Below are 16372 nucleotides of genomic sequence, written 5' to 3' on the forward strand. Positions count from 1 at the left end.
GGTTTTCCAGCCCGTCCGGCGTTTGAGGACCGGGGGTTCGGGGGCTGGCCCCCGAGTCAGTGACGGGAAGGGTAGGGGCGGCGGGGGCGAGGAAACGTATCCCTCACTGCCCCGCCGCCGCCCCCTGGTCCCGCACCGCGAGTCTTCGCAGCATTTCGAGGACCCGGTCCCGCGACTCGTCCGCCGCGTCGATCGCCTCCATGCACTGCCAGTACGTCCCCTCGTCCGCAGCCGCGCAGGCTATCCCCACCAGCGCGATCCCCACCTCCCCCAGCAACCCCCCGAGTTCGAGAAGCGCCCCTCGCGCATCACCCAGCTCGGTCAGCTGCGCCGCCCGTAACCTGCTGACATCGAGCGCCGGAGCGCCCAGGACCCCGCATCCCCGACCGGCCAGCTCCGTCAGCCCCAGCGCCTCGCCCCGCAGTTCGGGAGGCCCGGACACGGCCAGCCGGCTGCCTATCGCCTGGGCGAGGGCCTGGGCCTGCCAGGCCTCGGCCATGGTCTCGGAGGCGTCGCCGCTCTTCATCAGGGCACACCTGCTCGCACCGATGAGCCGCACCGCTTCCATCCGCTGTCCCCGTCTGTCCCGACGTGCTCTGCACACGCCTGCCCGAACTCCGCCTGCCACTACCCAGAGTGAGCTGACTCGGGACGAAAAGCCAGAGGAAGTCTGAAATCTGCGGACACGGAATCGAATTGAGGCAGATCAACAACTCCGGAGAGTGACAATCGGAATTGTTGGTTCGTTTTTCCTTGCACAGCAAGGGAGTTGGCGCAGTTGGCGACAGTTGGTCGCAGTCGGCAGGGCGCGGCGCGCCGGGCGGGCGGCGTGTGTCACTCCGCCACCGGGAACCTCCCCTCGTTCCGGTCGATCTTCGCGTCCAGCGCCGCGAGCACGTCCACCCCGAGGACGTCGCACAACTGGAGCAAGTACGCGAGCACGTCCGCGACTTCGTCCCGTACGCGCGGCGCTCTCTTCGGGTCGTCCATCACCCGGGCCGACTCCTCGGGCGTCAACCACTGGAAGATCTCGACGAGTTCGGACGCCTCCACGCTGAGCGCGGCGACGAGGTTCTTGGGCGTGTGGTAGGGCTCCCAGTTCCGCGCCGCGGCGAACGCGACGAGTCGGCGCTGCAGGGTCGCCACATCAAGTTCGGTCACGGTTCAAGGTCTACCACCGTCACCCCGTCCAGCCCCGCCGCCCAGGACGCGTCGCTCACGGCGCCCACCAGCCGGATGTGTCCTCGTTCGCACATCCGGGCCGCCAGCCGCAGGAGCCCTTCCCGTTGCCGGGCGTCCAGATCACGGTCGAAGCCGTCGACGAGGACGGTGAGCGTCTGCAGTGCCGCGGGCACCTCCCCGGCCAGGTCGACCTCCAGGACACCGGGCCCGGTGAGCAGCACCAGGGCCAGCGCGAGGTAGCGCAGTTCCCCGTCCCCCAGGCGGGCGAGCGGTGTCCGCAGTCCGGCACCCCGGTCGAGCAGCGCCCGGACCGTGCCGCCCGCGCCCGCCCCCTCGGCCCCGGGCTCCGCCAGTACGTCGTACACCGGGCCCGCGCATCCCGCCCGCACCGCGTCGACCAGCAGCCCGTGCCGCCGGCCGCACTCGGCACGCGTACGCCACAGCACTTCGGCGAGGTTGTCGCAGCCGCGCAGCAGCCGTCCCGCGCCGAGCGGTACGTCGGTGCGCATGGAGCGGGGCAGCGGGTCGCACACGAAGACCGACCGCAGCGCGACCACCATCTGCTGGGCTGCTGCGAGGACTTGGCGCTGGCCGTCCGTCCGGCCCGCGACCCGCAGCGGCAGCAGCGCGGTGCCGAGCCGGTCGTCGGGAAGCGGCGCCCTCGTCACGAGGGACGAGCCCGCGGTGTGCCAGGCCGCCTGCACCGCCCGGCGGGCCGGATCCCGCAGGGCCGTCTGCAGCAGGGTGCGTCCGCCGGCGGTCAACCGCTCGCCCACGATACGAAGATGCGGCTCGGCCTGTACGGCCACATCGAGTCGCACGGGGCCCTCGGGGCCGTCCGCCGTGCAGCCGATACGGAATCCGCGGCGCCGCTGGGCGTCGGGGCGGGCCCGCTCGGGCACGCAGTCGCGCGGTGCCGGGAACACCTCACCGAGTTCGGCACCGCCACCGAGCCGGGCCAGCGCCTCGTACGCCCTCAGGGCACTGGACTTGCCACTCCCGCTGGGCCCGCACAACAGGCTGAGAGACCCCAGCGGGAACGCGGCCCCGCGGTGCGCGCCGAACGCGGACAACCGCAACTCGGTGACGCACGGCCGGTCGGGACCGGAGATGTCGGCGTCCCCGCGCCCCCGCCCGCCCAGGGGCGCGGGGAACTGCGCAGTCTTTTCGCCTTGGCGGGGGACGCGGGGAGGCACGGTCATATCCGGACCGTAGGACTCCGCCCGCAGGCGGAACCGTTTCGTCCGCGGACCTTCCTACGATCGGGGTACCGGGCCGCTGCGGTTGCCGGGAAGACCCCGCCGCGGCGTCACACGCCGGGTATCCCGGCCCCCTGCATCAGCCCCGCCACCTCGGTGCCCGGCGGTGTCAGCAGGAAGACGTTCTTGTCGACCCGGTGCATCCCGCTCGCCAGCCCGAAGACCACACCCGTACTGAAGTCGAGTACACGCTTGGCGACATCCGTCTCGGCGCTGGTGAGATCCAGGAGAACCGGAATTCCGGCCATCAGGGTCTCGGCGACCTCGCGGGCGTCCGCGAAGATGTTGATGCGCAGCACCACGAAGCGGCGCCGCGTCTCGGTCTCCGCGTCCGGCAGCGCCCGATGGCCCACCGCCGACGGCCAGGCATCGCGCCCGCGCAGAGGAACTACCTGGGCGAGCCCTTCCCACTGTTCATCGGTGACGTCGTGGCTGTTCACCGGCTCCCCCCGCCTTGTCGTGCCTTGGATGCTGTCCTGATCAGTGCCCGGAATCGTGCTGATTGCCTGCACGGGTCACTGTCGGCCCATTGTTGCGCATGGTCACCCGTTCGGCCGAATGCGACACGGTCCGCAGCCGACCGCCGTACGCTGCGAAACCCGCGCGGAGACCGTCAGCGGCCTCGCGGCGCCAACCCGGCCGGCTCCTCCTCGCAGGAGAAGTCGGAGCGGCCCGTCAGGGGCGCGGGGAACTGCGCGACCGGCCCTCACCGGACCCGCACCCGCATCACCGCCGCCTCCCACGGGGCACACCCCTTGCAGGACAAGGCCTCCGCTGACCTGCACCGACACCCCGACCGGCAGATGAACGACACCCCAAGCCCACCCACCTAAACCTGTACCGTTCGTTTACTTGAACTGTTCGTGTTTATGTCAGTAGGTTGGGTCCATGACCGCATCCGGCACACCGACGACCGCCGAAGAGCTGCGCGGCGCCGGCCTGCGGGTGACGGCGGCCCGTGTCGCGCTGCTCGAAACCGTCCGGGCGGGTGATCATCTCGGTGTGGAGGCCATCGCCACCGAGGTACGAGCCCGTGTGGGCCACATCTCGCTGCAAGCCGTGTACGAGGCACTTCACGCGCTGACCACGGTGAAGCTCGTCCGTCGCATCGAGCCCCCCGGCAGCCCGGCCCTCTTCGAGGGACGTGTCGGGGACAACCACCATCACCTCGTGTGCCGGTCGTGCGGCGTCGTGGCCGACGTCGACTGCGCCACCGGGCACGCCCCCTGCCTCACCGCGTCCCAGGACCACGGCTTCTCGGTCGACGAGGCCGAGGTCATCTACTGGGGCCTGTGCCCCGCCTGCGCCACCGAGTCCACCGAGTCCCCCAGCCCCACCAGCCTCAGTTCCTGAGCAAGTGATCCACCCCGTTGAGCACGTGATCCACCCCGTTGTTCGGAAGGATTTCCCATGACCGAGAACCATGACGCGATCGTCACGGACCCGAAGCCCGAGGAGACCGGCGGCTGCCCGGTCGCGCACGGTCGCGCCCCGCACCCGACCCAGGGCGGAGACAACCGTCAGTGGTGGCCCGAGCGCCTCAACCTGAAGATCCTTGCCAAGAACCCGGCCGTGTCGAACCCCCTCGGTGAGGAGTTCGACTACGCCGAGGCGTTCCAGGGCCTCGACCTCCCCGCGGTCAAACGTGACATCGCCGAGATCCTGACCACCTCGCAGGACTGGTGGCCCGCGGACTTCGGCAACTACGGCCCGCTCATGATCCGTATGGCCTGGCACAGCGCCGGCACGTACCGCATCAGCGACGGCCGCGGTGGCGGCGGCGCCGGTCAGCAGCGTTTCGCGCCGCTGAACAGCTGGCCGGACAACGTCAACCTCGACAAGGCCCGCCGTCTGCTGTGGCCCGTGAAGAAGAAGTACGGCCAGAGCCTGTCCTGGGCCGACCTCATGATCCTCACCGGCAACGTCGCCCTGGAGACGATGGGCTTCGAGACCTTCGGCTTCGCCGGTGGCCGCGCCGACGTGTGGGAGCCCGACGAGGACGTCTACTGGGGTCCCGAGACCACCTGGCTCGCCGACGAGCGCTACACGGGCGACCGTGAGCTGGAGAACCCGCTCGGCGCCGTCCAGATGGGCCTCATCTACGTCAACCCCGAGGGCCCGAACGGCAACCCGGACCCGCTGGCCTCGGCCCGCGACATCCGTGAGACGTTCCGCCGGATGGCGATGAACGACGAGGAGACGGTCGCCCTGATCGCGGGCGGTCACACCTTCGGCAAGACCCACGGCGCGGGCCCCTCGGAGAGCGTCGGGGACGACCCCGAGGCCGCCTCGTTCGAGGAGCAGGGCCTCGGCTGGAAGAGCACGTACGGCACCGGCAAGGGCGGCGACACCATCACCAGTGGCCTTGAGGTCACCTGGACGAGCACGCCGACCCAGTGGAGCAACGGCTTCTTCAAGAACCTGTTCGAGTACGAGTGGGAGCTGACGCAGAGCCCCGCCGGTGCGAACCAGTGGGTCGCGAAGGACGGCGCGGGCGCCGGGACGATCCCGGACGCGCACGACCCGTCGAAGAGCCACGCCCCGAAGATGCTGACCGCCGACCTGGCGCTGCGCTTCGACCCGGCGTACGAGCAGATCTCGCGCCGCTTCTACGAGAACCCCGACCAGTTCGCGGACGCCTTCGCCCGTGCCTGGTACAAGCTCACCCACCGTGACCTGGGCCCGAAGTCCCTCTACCTCGGCCCGGAGGTCCCGGAGGAGACCCTGCTGTGGCAGGACCCGGTCCCGGCGGTCACGCACGAGCTGGTCGACGCGGCGGACATCGCCGAGCTGAAGAGCCAGATCCTCGCCTCGGGCCTCACGGTCTCCGAGCTGGTGTCCACGGCGTGGGCCTCGGCCTCGACCTTCCGTGGCAGCGACAAGCGCGGCGGTGCCAACGGCGCCCGCATCCGCCTCCAGCCGCAGAGCGGCTGGGAGGTCAACAACCCCGACCAGCTCGCCTCGGTCCTGCGGACCCTCGAAGGCGTCCAGTCGTCCTTCAACTCCGCGCAGAGCGGCGGCAAGCAGATCTCCCTCGCCGACCTGATCGTCCTCGCCGGTGCGGCGGGCGTCGAGAAGGCCGCGAAGGACGGCGGCGTCGACATCGAGGTGCCCTTCACCCCGGGCCGCACCGACGCCTCGCAGGAGCAGACGGACGTGGAGTCGTTCGCCGCGCTGGAGCCGACCGCGGACGGGTTCCGCAACTACCTCGGCAAGGGCAACCGCCTGCCGGCCGAGTTCCTGCTGCTCGACAAGGCGAACCTGCTCAAGCTGAGCGCTCCCGAGATGACCGTCCTCGTCGGCGGTCTGCGTGTCCTGGGCGCCAACCACGGCCAGTCCGCGCACGGCGTCTTCACCGACAAGCCGGGGACCCTGACGAACGACTTCTTCGTCAACCTCCTGGACCTCGGTACGACGTGGAGCTCCACCTCGTCCGACCAGACCGCGTTCGAGGGCCGCGACGCGTCCACCGGCGAGGTCAAGTGGACCGGCACCCGTGCCGACCTGGTCTTCGGCTCGAACTCCGAGCTGCGTGCGCTCGCCGAGGTCTACGCGAGCGACGACGCGAAGGAGAAGTTCGTGAAGGACTTCGTCGAGGCCTGGGTCAAGGTCTCGAACGCGGACCGCTTCGACCTGGTCTGAGCCCTGTAGCTCACCAGGGGCAGCTGCCCGGGCCGGTCCGTCTGGACCGGCCCGGGTTTCGCGTTCCACCGGGCGGACGACCGCGCCGGTGCCCCGCTCACGACTTCGGGTCGTGACCCCAGTTCATCAGCGAGTACCGCCACCGCGTGTCCGTGACGTCGCCCTTGGGGCGCTGCTTGAGGTGGCGGTGCACATAGCCGACGACCTTGCGCATGTGGGCGACGTCGGCCTCGGTCAGGTCGGCCTTCTTCTTCTCCAGCAGGCGGACGATACGGCGTCCGGACGCGTGCCCCACGCTCTCGCCGTCGCCCTCCGACTGGCCCACGCTCTTGGAGTCGTCGGTGTCCAGCCACTTCTTGAGGGCACTGGGCGTCATGTTGACGGCCTCGCCGAACTCCTTGACGGTGTCCGCGCGGTCCGTGTCGGTCTTTCCGCTTCCGCCACTCATGAACCGCTGCTCTTCTTGCGCAGCGAGCCGGGCTTGTGGACGGCGTTGCGGCCGGACTTGTCGCTCTCGACCTCGTACTGCGGCTCGTCCTTCGAGGCGTCGACGGTACGGCCCGCCACCTCGGCGCGGCCCGTGATCTTCTTCTTCACCTTGCCGGGGACGGTCTGTCCATGACTGCTCCAGGAGACCTTGTCACCCTTGCTGAGCTTCTTGTCCTTGTCCTTCGCCACGATCCGTACGCTCCCTCGGCCTCGGTTCCCCGTGCTGGACGGCCCTTCCCACTGTCCGGCCCTTCCTGGCCCCGCGCACTTCGGGCGGCATCCCACCGGTTGCGGCCGACGAGCCGCGGCCAACGGCTCAGCAGCCGCGGCTAAGAGCTCAGCAGCCGCAGCACCGCCTCCTCCACCGGCTGTGTGGCGAGTGCGCCCGCCACCGGGGCGGAGCCCAGGGACGCGAGGGCGGGGGCGATCGTCCTCCCCTCGTCGAAGAGTTCGAACAGGCGCGGGTTGATGTAGGAGGCCCGGCACACGGACGGGGTGTTGCCGAGATAGCCGGCGACCTCGCGGACCGCCCGCGCGGCGGCCCGCTTCCGGGCGGTCGGCGAGGTGTCCGCCACCTCGGCCGACACCCCGAGCGCGACGGCGGCGAGCACCGTGGCGTGCCAGGTACGGAAGTCCTTGCTGCTGATGTCCAGACCCGCGAGGTCCCGCAGATGCCCGTTCAGGTCGGTCGCGTCGATGGTGTGCCAGCGGCGCGACTCGTAGTACGCGAAGAGGTGCTCGTCGTCGTCGCGGCGGCGCAGCAGGGCCCGTACGCCGCTGTAGACCTGTTCGTCGACGATCTCGCGGCAGTAACGGCGCCCGCTCTTGGCCGCGTAGTCGAAGCCGACCGCGCCCTTGCTGCAGGTGACCTGGTGGCGCCGGACGGTCGTCAGGCCGTACGACTCGTTCGTCTTCGCGTACCGGTCGTCGCCGACACGGAAGAAGCCGAGGTCGAGCAGACGGACACCGAGCGAGAGCACTCTTTCCCGGCTCAGGCCCGAGCCTTCGAGACTCTTGCCGACCTGCCGTCTCACCTCGGGCAGGGCGGCGCCCACCTCCAGGATGCGGGTGTGCTTGGCGGCTTCCTGTCTCGCACGGAAGAGGGGGTGGTAGAGGTACTGGCGGCGGCCGGCCTCGTCCGTGCCGACCGCCTGGATGTGGCCGTTCGGGTACGGGGAGATCCATACGTCCTGCCAGGCAGGCGGGATGACGAGGTCGCGCACGCGCCGCGTCTCCGGGCCGCCGGGCAGGGCCCTGCCCGTGGTGTCGAGGTAGCGGAAGCCACTGCCGTGGCGGCGCCGGCCGTAGCCGGGGCCCGTGAGATCACTCGTCCGGAACCGCATCGCGCTGCTCCTCCGTGCACCCGCGCCCTGCGGGACCGCGACCCGCACGGAACGAGGTTCCCCTTCCCACCCGTCTCAAAAGGCGCGCCCGACTCGGAGGGCGTACCCGTCTCAGAAGGCGTACCGGATCCGCAGCCACGGCGTGTGTGCCGTCAGCAGTTCCCGCAGTCGCGCGAGGGCCCGCTGCTTGGTCTCCAGGGCGTAGCGGACATTGAGCGCCCCGTTCTGGGATCGCTTGGTCTCCTGGATCTCCGGCTGCCACAGCAGGTCCTCGGCGCGGGGGTGCCAGCCGAGGTTGACCTCGTGGAGCGCCTGGTTGTGGGTCAGCATGATGACCTCGGCCGCCGCCTGCTCCTTCACCCGGGCGGGCAGGACGTCGTCGAGGTGGCGGAGCAGGTCGGCCCAGTCCCGCTCCCACCCCGGGCGCAGCACCACGGGCGAGAGGTTGAAGTGGACCTCGTACCCGGCGTCGAGGAAGTCGGCCGCCGCCGCGATCCGCTCGGGGACCGGGCTCGTACGGATGTCGAGGAGCCGGGCGTCGTCGGTCGGCATGACCGAGAAGCGCACCCGGGTGCGGCCCTGCGGGTCGAGCGCGAGCAGGTCGGGGTTGACGAACTTGGTCGCGAAGGATGCCTTGGCCGTCGGCAGGCGGCGGAACGCGGCGACGAGGTCCGCGGTGTTGTCGCAGACCAGGGCGTCGACGGAGCAGTCACCGTTCTCCCCGATGTCGTAGACCCAGGCCTTGGGGTCGCACTGGTTGGGCTCCGGTTTGGGGCCTTGGGCCCGGACGTGCCGCTGCACGTGGGCCACGATCGCCTCGATGTTCGTGAACAGCGTGATGGGGTTGGCGAATCCCTTGCGGCGGGGGACGTAGCAGTACGCGCAGGCCATCGCGCAGCCGTTGGAGGGGCCGGGGGCGATCCAGTCGGCCGACCTGCCGTTGGGGCGCGTGCTGAGGCCGTGCTTGACGCCGAGGACGAGCGTGTCGGTCTTGATGCGGACCCAGCGGGCGATGTTGCCGTCGTTGCCGTGCAGGGAGGGGATGCGCCAGTGGCCGTCGACCTCGGTCACCCGTACGCCCGGCAGCCGGGCCATGATCTGCTGGCCGCGCGGGGAGTCGAGGGCCGCCGGCTCGGCGTACACCTCCCGGACGTCGAGCATCCGGCGGGCCTGGGGGCTGTCCCGGAACGCGTACAGCCCGCCCGCGGTCCCGCCCGGGCTCTCGGCCCCGCCGGTACGCGTGGGCCGCTCGGGTTCCGGTGCGGTGTCCGACCACTCGAAGAGCGGTGGTTGTTCGGGCTCCACGTGCTGTTCCTCTCCGGGGCAGAAACCGGGACAGGGGACGGGACAGGGGCCGGGGCCGGGGCCGGGGCCGGGGCCGGGGCCGGGGCCCGGTCCTCAGTCCCTGCGGTCGCGCTCCTGCTCCAGCAGCTCTTCGAGATCGGTGAGGCGGTCGAGCCCCCGTACAGCCTGCGTCATCCGCGGGTTGTGCTCGAACCGGGTGCGGTGGCGGTGCAGGAGGTTCCAGTACCCGGCGGTGAAGGGGCACGCGTCCTCGCCCACCCGCACGGTCGGCTTGTAGCGGCAGGGGCCGCAGAAGTCGCTCATGCGGTTGATGTACGCGCCCCCGGACGTGTACGGCTTGGTGGTCATACGGCCGCCGTCCGCGTACTGGGACATGCCGACCACGTTCGGGACCATCACCCAGTCATAGCCGTCGACGAAGCTGCGGTGGAACCAGTCGGTGACGGCCCCGGGCTCCCACCCCCGTTGCAGGGCGAGACTGCCGAGGACCATCAGCCGGGGGATGTGGTGCGTCCAGCCGGTGTCCCTGACCTGCGCGAGGACGTGGGAGAGGCAGTTCGCGTCGGTCGCCTCCGGGGACAGGTCCGTGAACCAGTCGGGCAGCGGCTCGCGATGGCCCAGGGCGTTGCTCTCGCGGTAGCGCGTACCGAAGCGCCAGTAGACGTGCCAGACGTACTCGCGCCAGCCCGTGATCTGCCGGACGAACCCCTCGGCGCTGTTGAGCGGCACGTCTCCCGCCCGCCAGGCCGCCTCCGCCCGCTCGGCGCATTCGGCGGGGTCGAGCAGGCCGAGGTTGAGCGAGGAGGAGAGCAGGCTGTGGCTCATCGTCGCGTCGCCGGTGAGCACCGCGTCCTCGTACGCGCCGAAGGTCGGCAGCCGGTGCTCGACGAAGCGGTGGAGGGCGGCCAGTGCCTCCCGGCGGGTGGCGGGGAACCCGCGCGGCCCGTCCTCGCCGACGAACTCGACGTCCCCGTCGCGCGCCCAGCGGTCGAGATCGGCCCGCACCTCGTCGTCGATCTCGCTCTCGCGGGGGTGGTACGGGGCCGGGACGCCGAGGTCGGTGGCGCCGCGCGGCGGGGGCTGCCGGTTGTCGTGGTCCAGGTTCCAGCGCCCGCCGGCCGGCTGGTCGCCCTCCATCAGCAGGTCGTGCGTCTGGCGGACCCAGCGGTAGAAGTCCTCCTGGCGCAGGTGCTTCGTACCGCGGCCGTCCGCCCAGCGCCCGAACTCGTCGTGCGTGACGAGGAAACCGCGGGCCGGCAGGACACGTACGGACGGCAGGGAGCGTACGAAGGCGAGGGCCGCGTGGGAGGTGGGGTGGTGGACGGTCACCCGGGCGTCCCCCACCGCCTCGCGCAGCCCCTGGCGGTAGGTGTCCGCCTTGACGTACCGCACGCGGTCACCGAGTTCGGCGGCGCGGTGGCGCATGGCCGACAGGATCAGATGGGCCTTGGCACGGTGGAACCGCCGTCGGCGCAGGACGCTGCGGGCCTCGATCATCAGCAGGGGCGCGTCACGGCGTGGGCCGCCGCGCGCGGGATCCATGAAGTGGGGGCCGAGCTGGTCACCGAAGAGCCAGTGGTGGGTGCCGGGTTCGTCGTCCTCGGTCCCGGTCCCTTTCCCGGTCTCTTTCCCGTTGCCAGTCCCTGTTCCGGTGCCGGTCCCGGAACCGTGCCCGCCCGCGTTCTTCGTCATGCCGTGTGCTCCGTCGACGAGTCGTCGCCTCGTCGGCGCCCTGCGCGGCGCGACGCTTTCCTCCGCAGATCAAAGCGCACGACGGCGTGGGCGGTACGCGGCACACGCCGGGGTGATCCCGCTTCTCACGAAGCGCCCCGCGCCCCGCCCGACCCTCGCCCGGACGGTGTTACGCGGCGCCGCCCGGCCCCGCCCGCTCGTCGCGGCCGTCGCGGCCGTCGCTCGGACCGGTCGTCACTCGGTGTCCGTCGCGCTCGGCTGGGGCAGTACCGCGGAGCTGCGCAGCATGGAGCCGGTGTCGATGACGTCCCGGGCGACGCTGCTGAGCAGGAGCCGGTGCCGCCGGGCGTGGCGGCGCATGATCTCGAAGGCCTCGTTCAGGCTGATGCTGCGGCGGGCGGCGAGCAATCCTTTCGCCTGTTCGATGATGATGCGGCTCTGCAGGGCCGTGTGCAGTTGTTCGTTCACGGTGTCCTGCTGCCGGATGGTGCGTGCGTGCAGCAGACCGATGGTGGCGGCGTCCGCGAGGGTCTGGGCGAGAGCCAGGTCGTCGGCGTCCAGGGGCCGGTCGGCGGAGCGCAGGAGCAGCAGGCTGCCGATGGTCTCCTGGCGCAGCCGCATCGGCAGGGCGACGGCGAGGGAGTAGCCGGCCTGCCGCAGCTGAGCGGTGAACTCCGGCCAGCGGGAGCGCACTTCGCCGGAACCGTCCGCGTCGCCCCGGCCGTACGCGTCGACCGCGCGGGCGGTGCGGTGGGCGTCCACCGCCGGGCCCTCACCACAGGCGAATTCCAGTACGCGCTCCAGGGCGGGGCTGGGGTCGCACGGGGCGGGGCTGTACAGCTGGGGGCCCGCGTGCGACAGGAAGACCGCCGCGTCCGTGACGTCGAGGAGTTCCTGGCAGCGGATGGTCATCTGCTGCAGGAACCCGATGACGTCGAAGTCCTCCACCAGTGTGTCGGCGAGTTCCACAAAAGTGCGGGCGATGTGCTGCTCCCTGCTCATGCGCAAGCTCCTTGTCCCCCACACGGGATGGTCCCGGTGTGGTCGACCAGTTCTGGTGGTGTCATCGCGGCAGTTCCCGCTTGATGATGTCCCGGGCGGTCTCCGTCAGGGTCCGTCCGGACGTGTAGGCCTGGCTTCGCAGCCGGTCAAGGGCCTCGGCCAGCGATACGCCGAGGCGCGCGCTGAGGACGCCGGTGGCCTGGTGCACCTCGGCGCGGTGCAGATCCACCATGCCCGTGTGACCGCGGCCGTTGCGTGCGGCGGAGGTGGCCGGCCAGTTCTGGAGCACCTGCTCGGCGAGGGCGTCGGCGACCAGCCAGCCCTCGGTGAGCTGCTGCCGGGTGAGCGGGCCCGGCGTCCGCCGGTAGCCGGTCATCGTCCCGGTGCGCACGGCGCCGATGTGCACGGGCCAGACGAAGAGCGCCGCGATGCCGAGCTCCTCCGCCTCAGCGGCGAACTGCGGCCACTGCCGTGCCAGCAGCCGGCCGACGTCGGGCACCTGCCGTACCTCTGTCTCGTCCTCGATCAGCAGACCGGGGCCCTGCCCCAGGACGAACTGCAGATCCTCCACCCGTGCGCTGGTGCTGTCGCTGAACCACACCAGCTCCCGTCCCAGAGAGACCGCGATCCCACCGAGGCCGAGAGCGTGTGCGCAGGCGCCGGCCCACTCACGGCGCTCTTCCTCGTCCGCCGCTGGAGACAGACTGTCCAGCAGTCCCCTGACAGTGGCACCCATTCGCCGCGCACCGCCTTCCTGACGCGTCCTGTGCGGAGTCGGCCGCACCGGAACCAGCGTAGCGACCTACACACCGTGCGTGACAGCGCTTGACTCAACCGCCTGCACGATCCGCCCCGACCGGGCAGGTTCGCCCCCGCCGGGCCCCGGGTGCCGACGCTCCCAGGATCTCCGCAGGTGTGCGGCATCCTCTGCCGCCGGCGCCGGTCCGGGGCTGCCGCACGTCAGGGGGACGGCGCCGGGCACCCGGTGGCCGGCGCAGGAGGCCGACGTGACGGCGGACGTCGTCGTGGTCGGGGTGGGACTGAGCTCGGCGTCGACCGGGGCTTCGGGCGCTCGTACCCCACCCCTGACCTTCACCGTGGACCCACGACGGCGGGCCACGTTCGAGGCCGAGGCGGAGAGCGCCGCCGAAGCCGGCCTGGCCGCCGACCTCGTATCAGCGAGGGACCTGCCGTTCCCGGTCGACGGCCTCGTGACGCAGACGGACCCGTCCGTCAGTCCGCGTCGACGTCGTGCACGGACACCCGGATGGTGTCGGCGCTGCCGTCGGCGGCGTCGGGGATGAGCATCCCCGCGTCGGCGCCACTGCGCAGGTAGTCCACGACGGCCCGGTCGAGCAACTCGCCGGGGAGCGCCGCGGGAACCCCGGGCGGATAGGGCGTGAGCATCTCGGCACAGATCCGCCCGACCGCGCTGTCCGCCGGAACCTGCTCGACCTCGCCGAAGAAGGCGTCACGCGGCAGCGTCACCTGGCGCAGCCGCAGACTCCCCGGGTCCGGGACGCGGACGTCCGGGGCGGGCGGCAGCTCGTCGGCATGGGCGACCAGGTCGCGCAGACCGTCGAGGAGCCGCTCCGTCGTCGTCTCGTCGTCGGCGTGGGTGAGCTGGGCGCTGATGCGCCGGTGGTCGGAGGTGTGCAGGTTGATGCGGTGGTGCCGGCGCATCCAGTCGGCGGCGTCGTAACCGCTGAACTCGACCCCGCTCAGATCGATGAACACCTGGAGGATGTCCATGTCGAAAGCGCGCCCGGGGGCATAGAAGTCGTCACGGTCGTTGACGTGCAGGCCCTGGATGTCCTCGATGGCGGCCCGTACCCGCCGGGCCCGCTCAAGAGCCCCCTCCATCAGCTCATGGCCGTGCTCCACCATCTGCCGGCGCCAGCCGTCGAGGGCGGCGTAGATGAGGACCGAGGGACTGGTGGTGTCGAGCAGGTCGGCGCACGAGGCGAGGGTCTGCACCTCGACGAGGTCGCCCTGGAGGTGGAAGACCGACCCCTGTTCGAGCCCGGAGCCCATTTTGTGGACCGACGTGACGCAGACGTCGGCGCCGGCGTCCATCGCCCAGGTGGGCAGCTCCGGATGGAAGGGCAGGTGGGCGCCCCACGCCTCGTCCACGATCAGCGGCTTGCCGCGTTCGTGGCAGAGCGCGGCGATGGCCGCGATGTCGGCGCAGGTGCCGTAAGGGGTAGGGCTGGTGACCAGGGCCCCGCGCGCGTCCGGGTGCTCCTCGAACGCCGCCCGGAAGGCCTCGGGGGACGGCGGGTGGGCGAGGTGGAGATCGGGGTCCCACTGGGGATCGACCCACACCGGGCGGATCCCCGCGAGGATCAGCCCGGAGATGACCGACTTGTGCGCGTCACGTCCGACCACCAGCTTCTCGTGCGGCCCGGCGACCGAGAGCATGGCGGCCTTGACCGACAGGGAGCTGCCGCAGGTGGAGAAGAACGTGTGATCGGCGCCCACCGCGTCGGCCATCAGCGCTTCGGCCTTCTTCAGGATCCCCTGGGACGTGGTGCGGTCGTCGAGCCCGGACACCGCGAGCATGTCCGCGTCGAACAGGGCGTCGCCCAGCACGGCCCGTACCCGCGGGTCGGCTCCGCGGCCCTGCTTGTGGCCGGGCGGCGTGAACGGCAGGTGGTCCTGCGCCTGGTACGCCACCAGCGCGTCGAGTACGGGAGCTGTCGAGTGATCCATGAGGGGGCTTTCCGCTGCGGAAGGGCGAGACCGTCTCGCGCCGGGGTGTGGCTTTCAACCGGGGCGTGGCTTTCAGGACGAGGCCGTACTGACGGCCGGGCTGACGCCCGGGGGCGGGCCGGTCAGGGCGATCGACTGCTGCCGACGAGTGCCCCGCGGCGGGCCCGCCGACACCTGCGCTGCGCCATCCGGAGCCGTCCGGCGCCACCCGGCGCGCCCTGGCCCGCCTCCGGCCCTGCGGTGAGGCGCCGTTTGCCCGGGAACGTATGGGTACCCGAGGGGCATGAACGACATAAAGCCCCTGGCCCTGGTCACCGGTGCGTCGAGCGGCATCGGGTTCGAGCTCGCCAAGCAGTTCGCCGAGAACGGGTACGACCTGCTGCTGACCGCGGAGGACGGTGCGCTGCAACAGGCGGCGGAGGAGATCCGCGCCCACGGGGCGAAGGCCGAGGCCGTACGGATCGACCTCGCGGAACCGGGCGGCGTGGACCGGCTGTACGCCGCCGTCACGGCCCAGGGACGGCCGCTGGCCGCCGCGGCGCTCAACGCCGGTGTGGGGAAGGGCGGCGCGTTCGTCGAGACCGCCGAGGAGGACGAGGTCCGGCTCATCGACCTCAACATCACCTCGACGGTCCGGCTCGCGAAGCGGCTCCTGCCGGACATGGCCGCCAGGGGTGAGGGAAAGGTGCTGTTCACCTCGTCCATCGCGGCGACCATGCCCGGTTCGTTCCAGGCCGTGTACAACGCGTCCAAGTCGTTCGTCCAGTCCTTCGCCGAAGCCCTGCAGAACGAGCTGAAGGACTCCGGCCTGACGATCACCGCGCTCATGCCGGGCCCCACCGGGACGGAGTTCTTCCGGCGCGCGGGCATGGCGGACACCAAGGTCGGCGAGCAGGAGAAGGACGATCCGGCCAAGGTCGCGAAGGACGGCTTCGAGGCGCTCATGGGCGGCAGGAAGAAGGTCGTCGCGGGTTCGGTCAGGACCAAGGCGCAGGGTCTCGTGAACCGGATCCTCCCGGACAGCGCGAAGGCGGCGGCGCATCGCAGGATGGCGGAGCCGAGGTCGGGGGCGGGGTCAGGGTCGGGGTCGGGGTCGGCCCCGGAGTCGGGGGCGGGGTCGGTGCCGGAGTCGGGGGCGGGGTCGGTGCCGGATTCCAAGGGCGGGGACGCGTCCTCGGGCGGGGGCGGTCACGGAGAACGCTGAGGTCGTCATCCGTTCGGTGGCGGCCCGCTCGCACACCCGTCGGGGTGACACATCAGATGGGAAACGCGTGCTCCGGGTGACAGAAGCCGCCCCAGGGGTACGCGGAGACCCATCACAGCGCGGGCCCGGTTGAGCCGCCCGCCCCCAGCACGGGAGGAGTTCGTCATGCCGCGAGGTTCCAGCGCCAAACGTGAGCGCCAGTACGAGCACATCAAGGAGAGCGCCGAGAAGCGCGGCACCTCCACGGGGCGTGCGAAGGAGATCGCGGCACGCACCGTCAACAAGGAGCGGGCGCGCTCCGGCGAGTCGAAGACGGCCAGCAAGACATCCACCCAGGACAGGAAGTCGGCCTCCCAGCGCGGTGGCGAGCGCTCCCACAGCGGCGCCCAGGGGCCGACGAGGGACCAGCTCTACGCGGAGGCGAAGAAGCGCGGCATCGACGGCCGTTCGTCGATGAACAAGCAGCAACTGGCGAAGGCCCTCGGCCGCTGAGCGGAACCCTTCACGAGGAAACACGCAGGCGCGTCCGCCGCCCGGGCGGC

16 protein-coding genes are annotated in these 16372 nt (G+C 71.3%); 4 read left to right on the forward strand and 12 right to left on the reverse strand.

Going from position 1 to position 16372, the window contains the following annotated elements; all coding sequences use genetic code 11:
* Positions 1–103: 103 nt before the first annotated feature.
* The 4 genes from ACFWGJ_RS30015 to ACFWGJ_RS30030 all read right to left on the reverse strand — a co-directional run bounded on the left by ACFWGJ_RS30015 (position 104) and on the right by ACFWGJ_RS30030 (position 2881).
* Positions 104–568 (reverse strand): DUF6099 family protein, encoded by a 465-nt coding sequence (locus ACFWGJ_RS30015; protein ID WP_387330896.1) that lies wholly within the window; start codon positions 566–568, stop codon positions 104–106.
* Between the two features lie 266 nt (positions 569–834).
* A complete protein-coding gene (locus tag ACFWGJ_RS30020) occupies positions 835–1161 on the reverse strand; it encodes a nucleotide pyrophosphohydrolase (RefSeq protein WP_387330898.1) in 327 nt (108 codons plus the stop codon).
* The gene (locus ACFWGJ_RS30025) at positions 1158–2384 is read right to left on the reverse strand and encodes an ATP-binding protein (RefSeq protein WP_387330901.1); all 1227 of its coding nucleotides are present in this window, start codon (positions 2382–2384) and stop codon (positions 1158–1160) included. Before ACFWGJ_RS30025 ends, ACFWGJ_RS30020 begins: the two co-directional genes overlap by 4 nt.
* A gap of 107 nt (positions 2385–2491) precedes the next feature.
* Entirely contained in the window at positions 2492–2881 is a 390-nt protein-coding gene (locus ACFWGJ_RS30030; RefSeq protein ID WP_328493403.1) for a cell division protein SepF, read from the reverse strand.
* 448 nt (positions 2882–3329) lie between these two features.
* Here ACFWGJ_RS30030 and ACFWGJ_RS30035 point away from each other — a divergent pair, with 448 nt between their 5' ends.
* Positions 3330–3794: a Fur family transcriptional regulator gene (locus ACFWGJ_RS30035; protein WP_387330905.1), complete on the forward strand. Its 465-nt coding sequence runs from the start codon at positions 3330–3332 to the stop codon at positions 3792–3794.
* Positions 3795–3851: 57 nt separating this feature from the next.
* Positions 3852–6083: a catalase/peroxidase HPI gene (gene katG / locus ACFWGJ_RS30040; RefSeq protein WP_387330908.1), complete on the forward strand. Its 2232-nt coding sequence runs from the start codon at positions 3852–3854 to the stop codon at positions 6081–6083.
* A 97-nt stretch (positions 6084–6180) separates the two neighbouring features.
* Here katG and ACFWGJ_RS30045 read toward each other — a convergent pair whose 3' ends face one another.
* The 8 genes from ACFWGJ_RS30045 to ACFWGJ_RS30080 form a co-directional block, all read right to left on the reverse strand.
* Positions 6181–6531 carry a DUF3140 domain-containing protein gene (locus ACFWGJ_RS30045; protein WP_387330911.1) on the reverse strand — a complete coding sequence of 117 codons (351 nt, stop codon included), beginning with the start codon at positions 6529–6531 and terminating at the stop codon, positions 6181–6183.
* Positions 6528–6761 (reverse strand): DUF2945 domain-containing protein, encoded by a 234-nt coding sequence (locus tag ACFWGJ_RS30050; RefSeq protein ID WP_387330914.1) that lies wholly within the window; start codon positions 6759–6761, stop codon positions 6528–6530. Before ACFWGJ_RS30050 ends, ACFWGJ_RS30045 begins: the two co-directional genes overlap by 4 nt.
* 140 nt (positions 6762–6901) lie before the next feature.
* On the reverse strand, positions 6902–7915 hold the full coding sequence (locus ACFWGJ_RS30055; RefSeq protein WP_387330917.1) for a DNA topoisomerase IB: 1014 nt from the start codon (positions 7913–7915) through the stop codon (positions 6902–6904).
* A gap of 111 nt (positions 7916–8026) precedes the next feature.
* The gene (locus tag ACFWGJ_RS30060; protein ID WP_387330920.1) at positions 8027–9220 is read right to left on the reverse strand and encodes a spore photoproduct lyase family protein; all 1194 of its coding nucleotides are present in this window, start codon (positions 9218–9220) and stop codon (positions 8027–8029) included.
* A gap of 93 nt (positions 9221–9313) precedes the next feature.
* Positions 9314–10762 carry a cryptochrome/photolyase family protein gene (locus ACFWGJ_RS30065; RefSeq protein WP_387330937.1) on the reverse strand — a complete coding sequence of 483 codons (1449 nt, stop codon included), beginning with the start codon at positions 10760–10762 and terminating at the stop codon, positions 9314–9316.
* Between the two features lie 384 nt (positions 10763–11146).
* Positions 11147–11914: an ANTAR domain-containing protein gene (locus ACFWGJ_RS30070; RefSeq protein ID WP_387330923.1), complete on the reverse strand. Its 768-nt coding sequence runs from the start codon at positions 11912–11914 to the stop codon at positions 11147–11149.
* Between the two features lie 61 nt (positions 11915–11975).
* Positions 11976–12650, reverse strand: coding sequence for an ANTAR domain-containing protein (locus ACFWGJ_RS30075; protein WP_387330925.1), 675 nt, complete (start codon positions 12648–12650; stop codon positions 11976–11978).
* A gap of 497 nt (positions 12651–13147) precedes the next feature.
* Complete coding sequence (locus tag ACFWGJ_RS30080; RefSeq protein WP_387330928.1) at positions 13148–14626, reverse strand: aminotransferase class I/II-fold pyridoxal phosphate-dependent enzyme; 1479 nt, start codon at positions 14624–14626, stop codon at positions 13148–13150.
* 283 nt (positions 14627–14909) lie between these two features.
* Here ACFWGJ_RS30080 and ACFWGJ_RS30085 point away from each other — a divergent pair, with 283 nt between their 5' ends.
* On the forward strand, positions 14910–15830 hold the full coding sequence (locus ACFWGJ_RS30085; protein WP_387330931.1) for an SDR family NAD(P)-dependent oxidoreductase: 921 nt from the start codon (positions 14910–14912) through the stop codon (positions 15828–15830).
* A gap of 165 nt (positions 15831–15995) precedes the next feature.
* Positions 15996–16322 (forward strand): plasmid stabilization protein, encoded by a 327-nt coding sequence (locus ACFWGJ_RS30090; RefSeq protein ID WP_387330934.1) that lies wholly within the window; start codon positions 15996–15998, stop codon positions 16320–16322.
* Positions 16323–16372 lie beyond the last annotated feature (50 nt).

The organism is Streptomyces sp. NPDC060205 (genome assembly GCF_042728395.1).
In the GTDB taxonomy this organism is placed as follows: Bacteria; Actinomycetota; Actinomycetes; order Streptomycetales; family Streptomycetaceae; genus Streptomyces.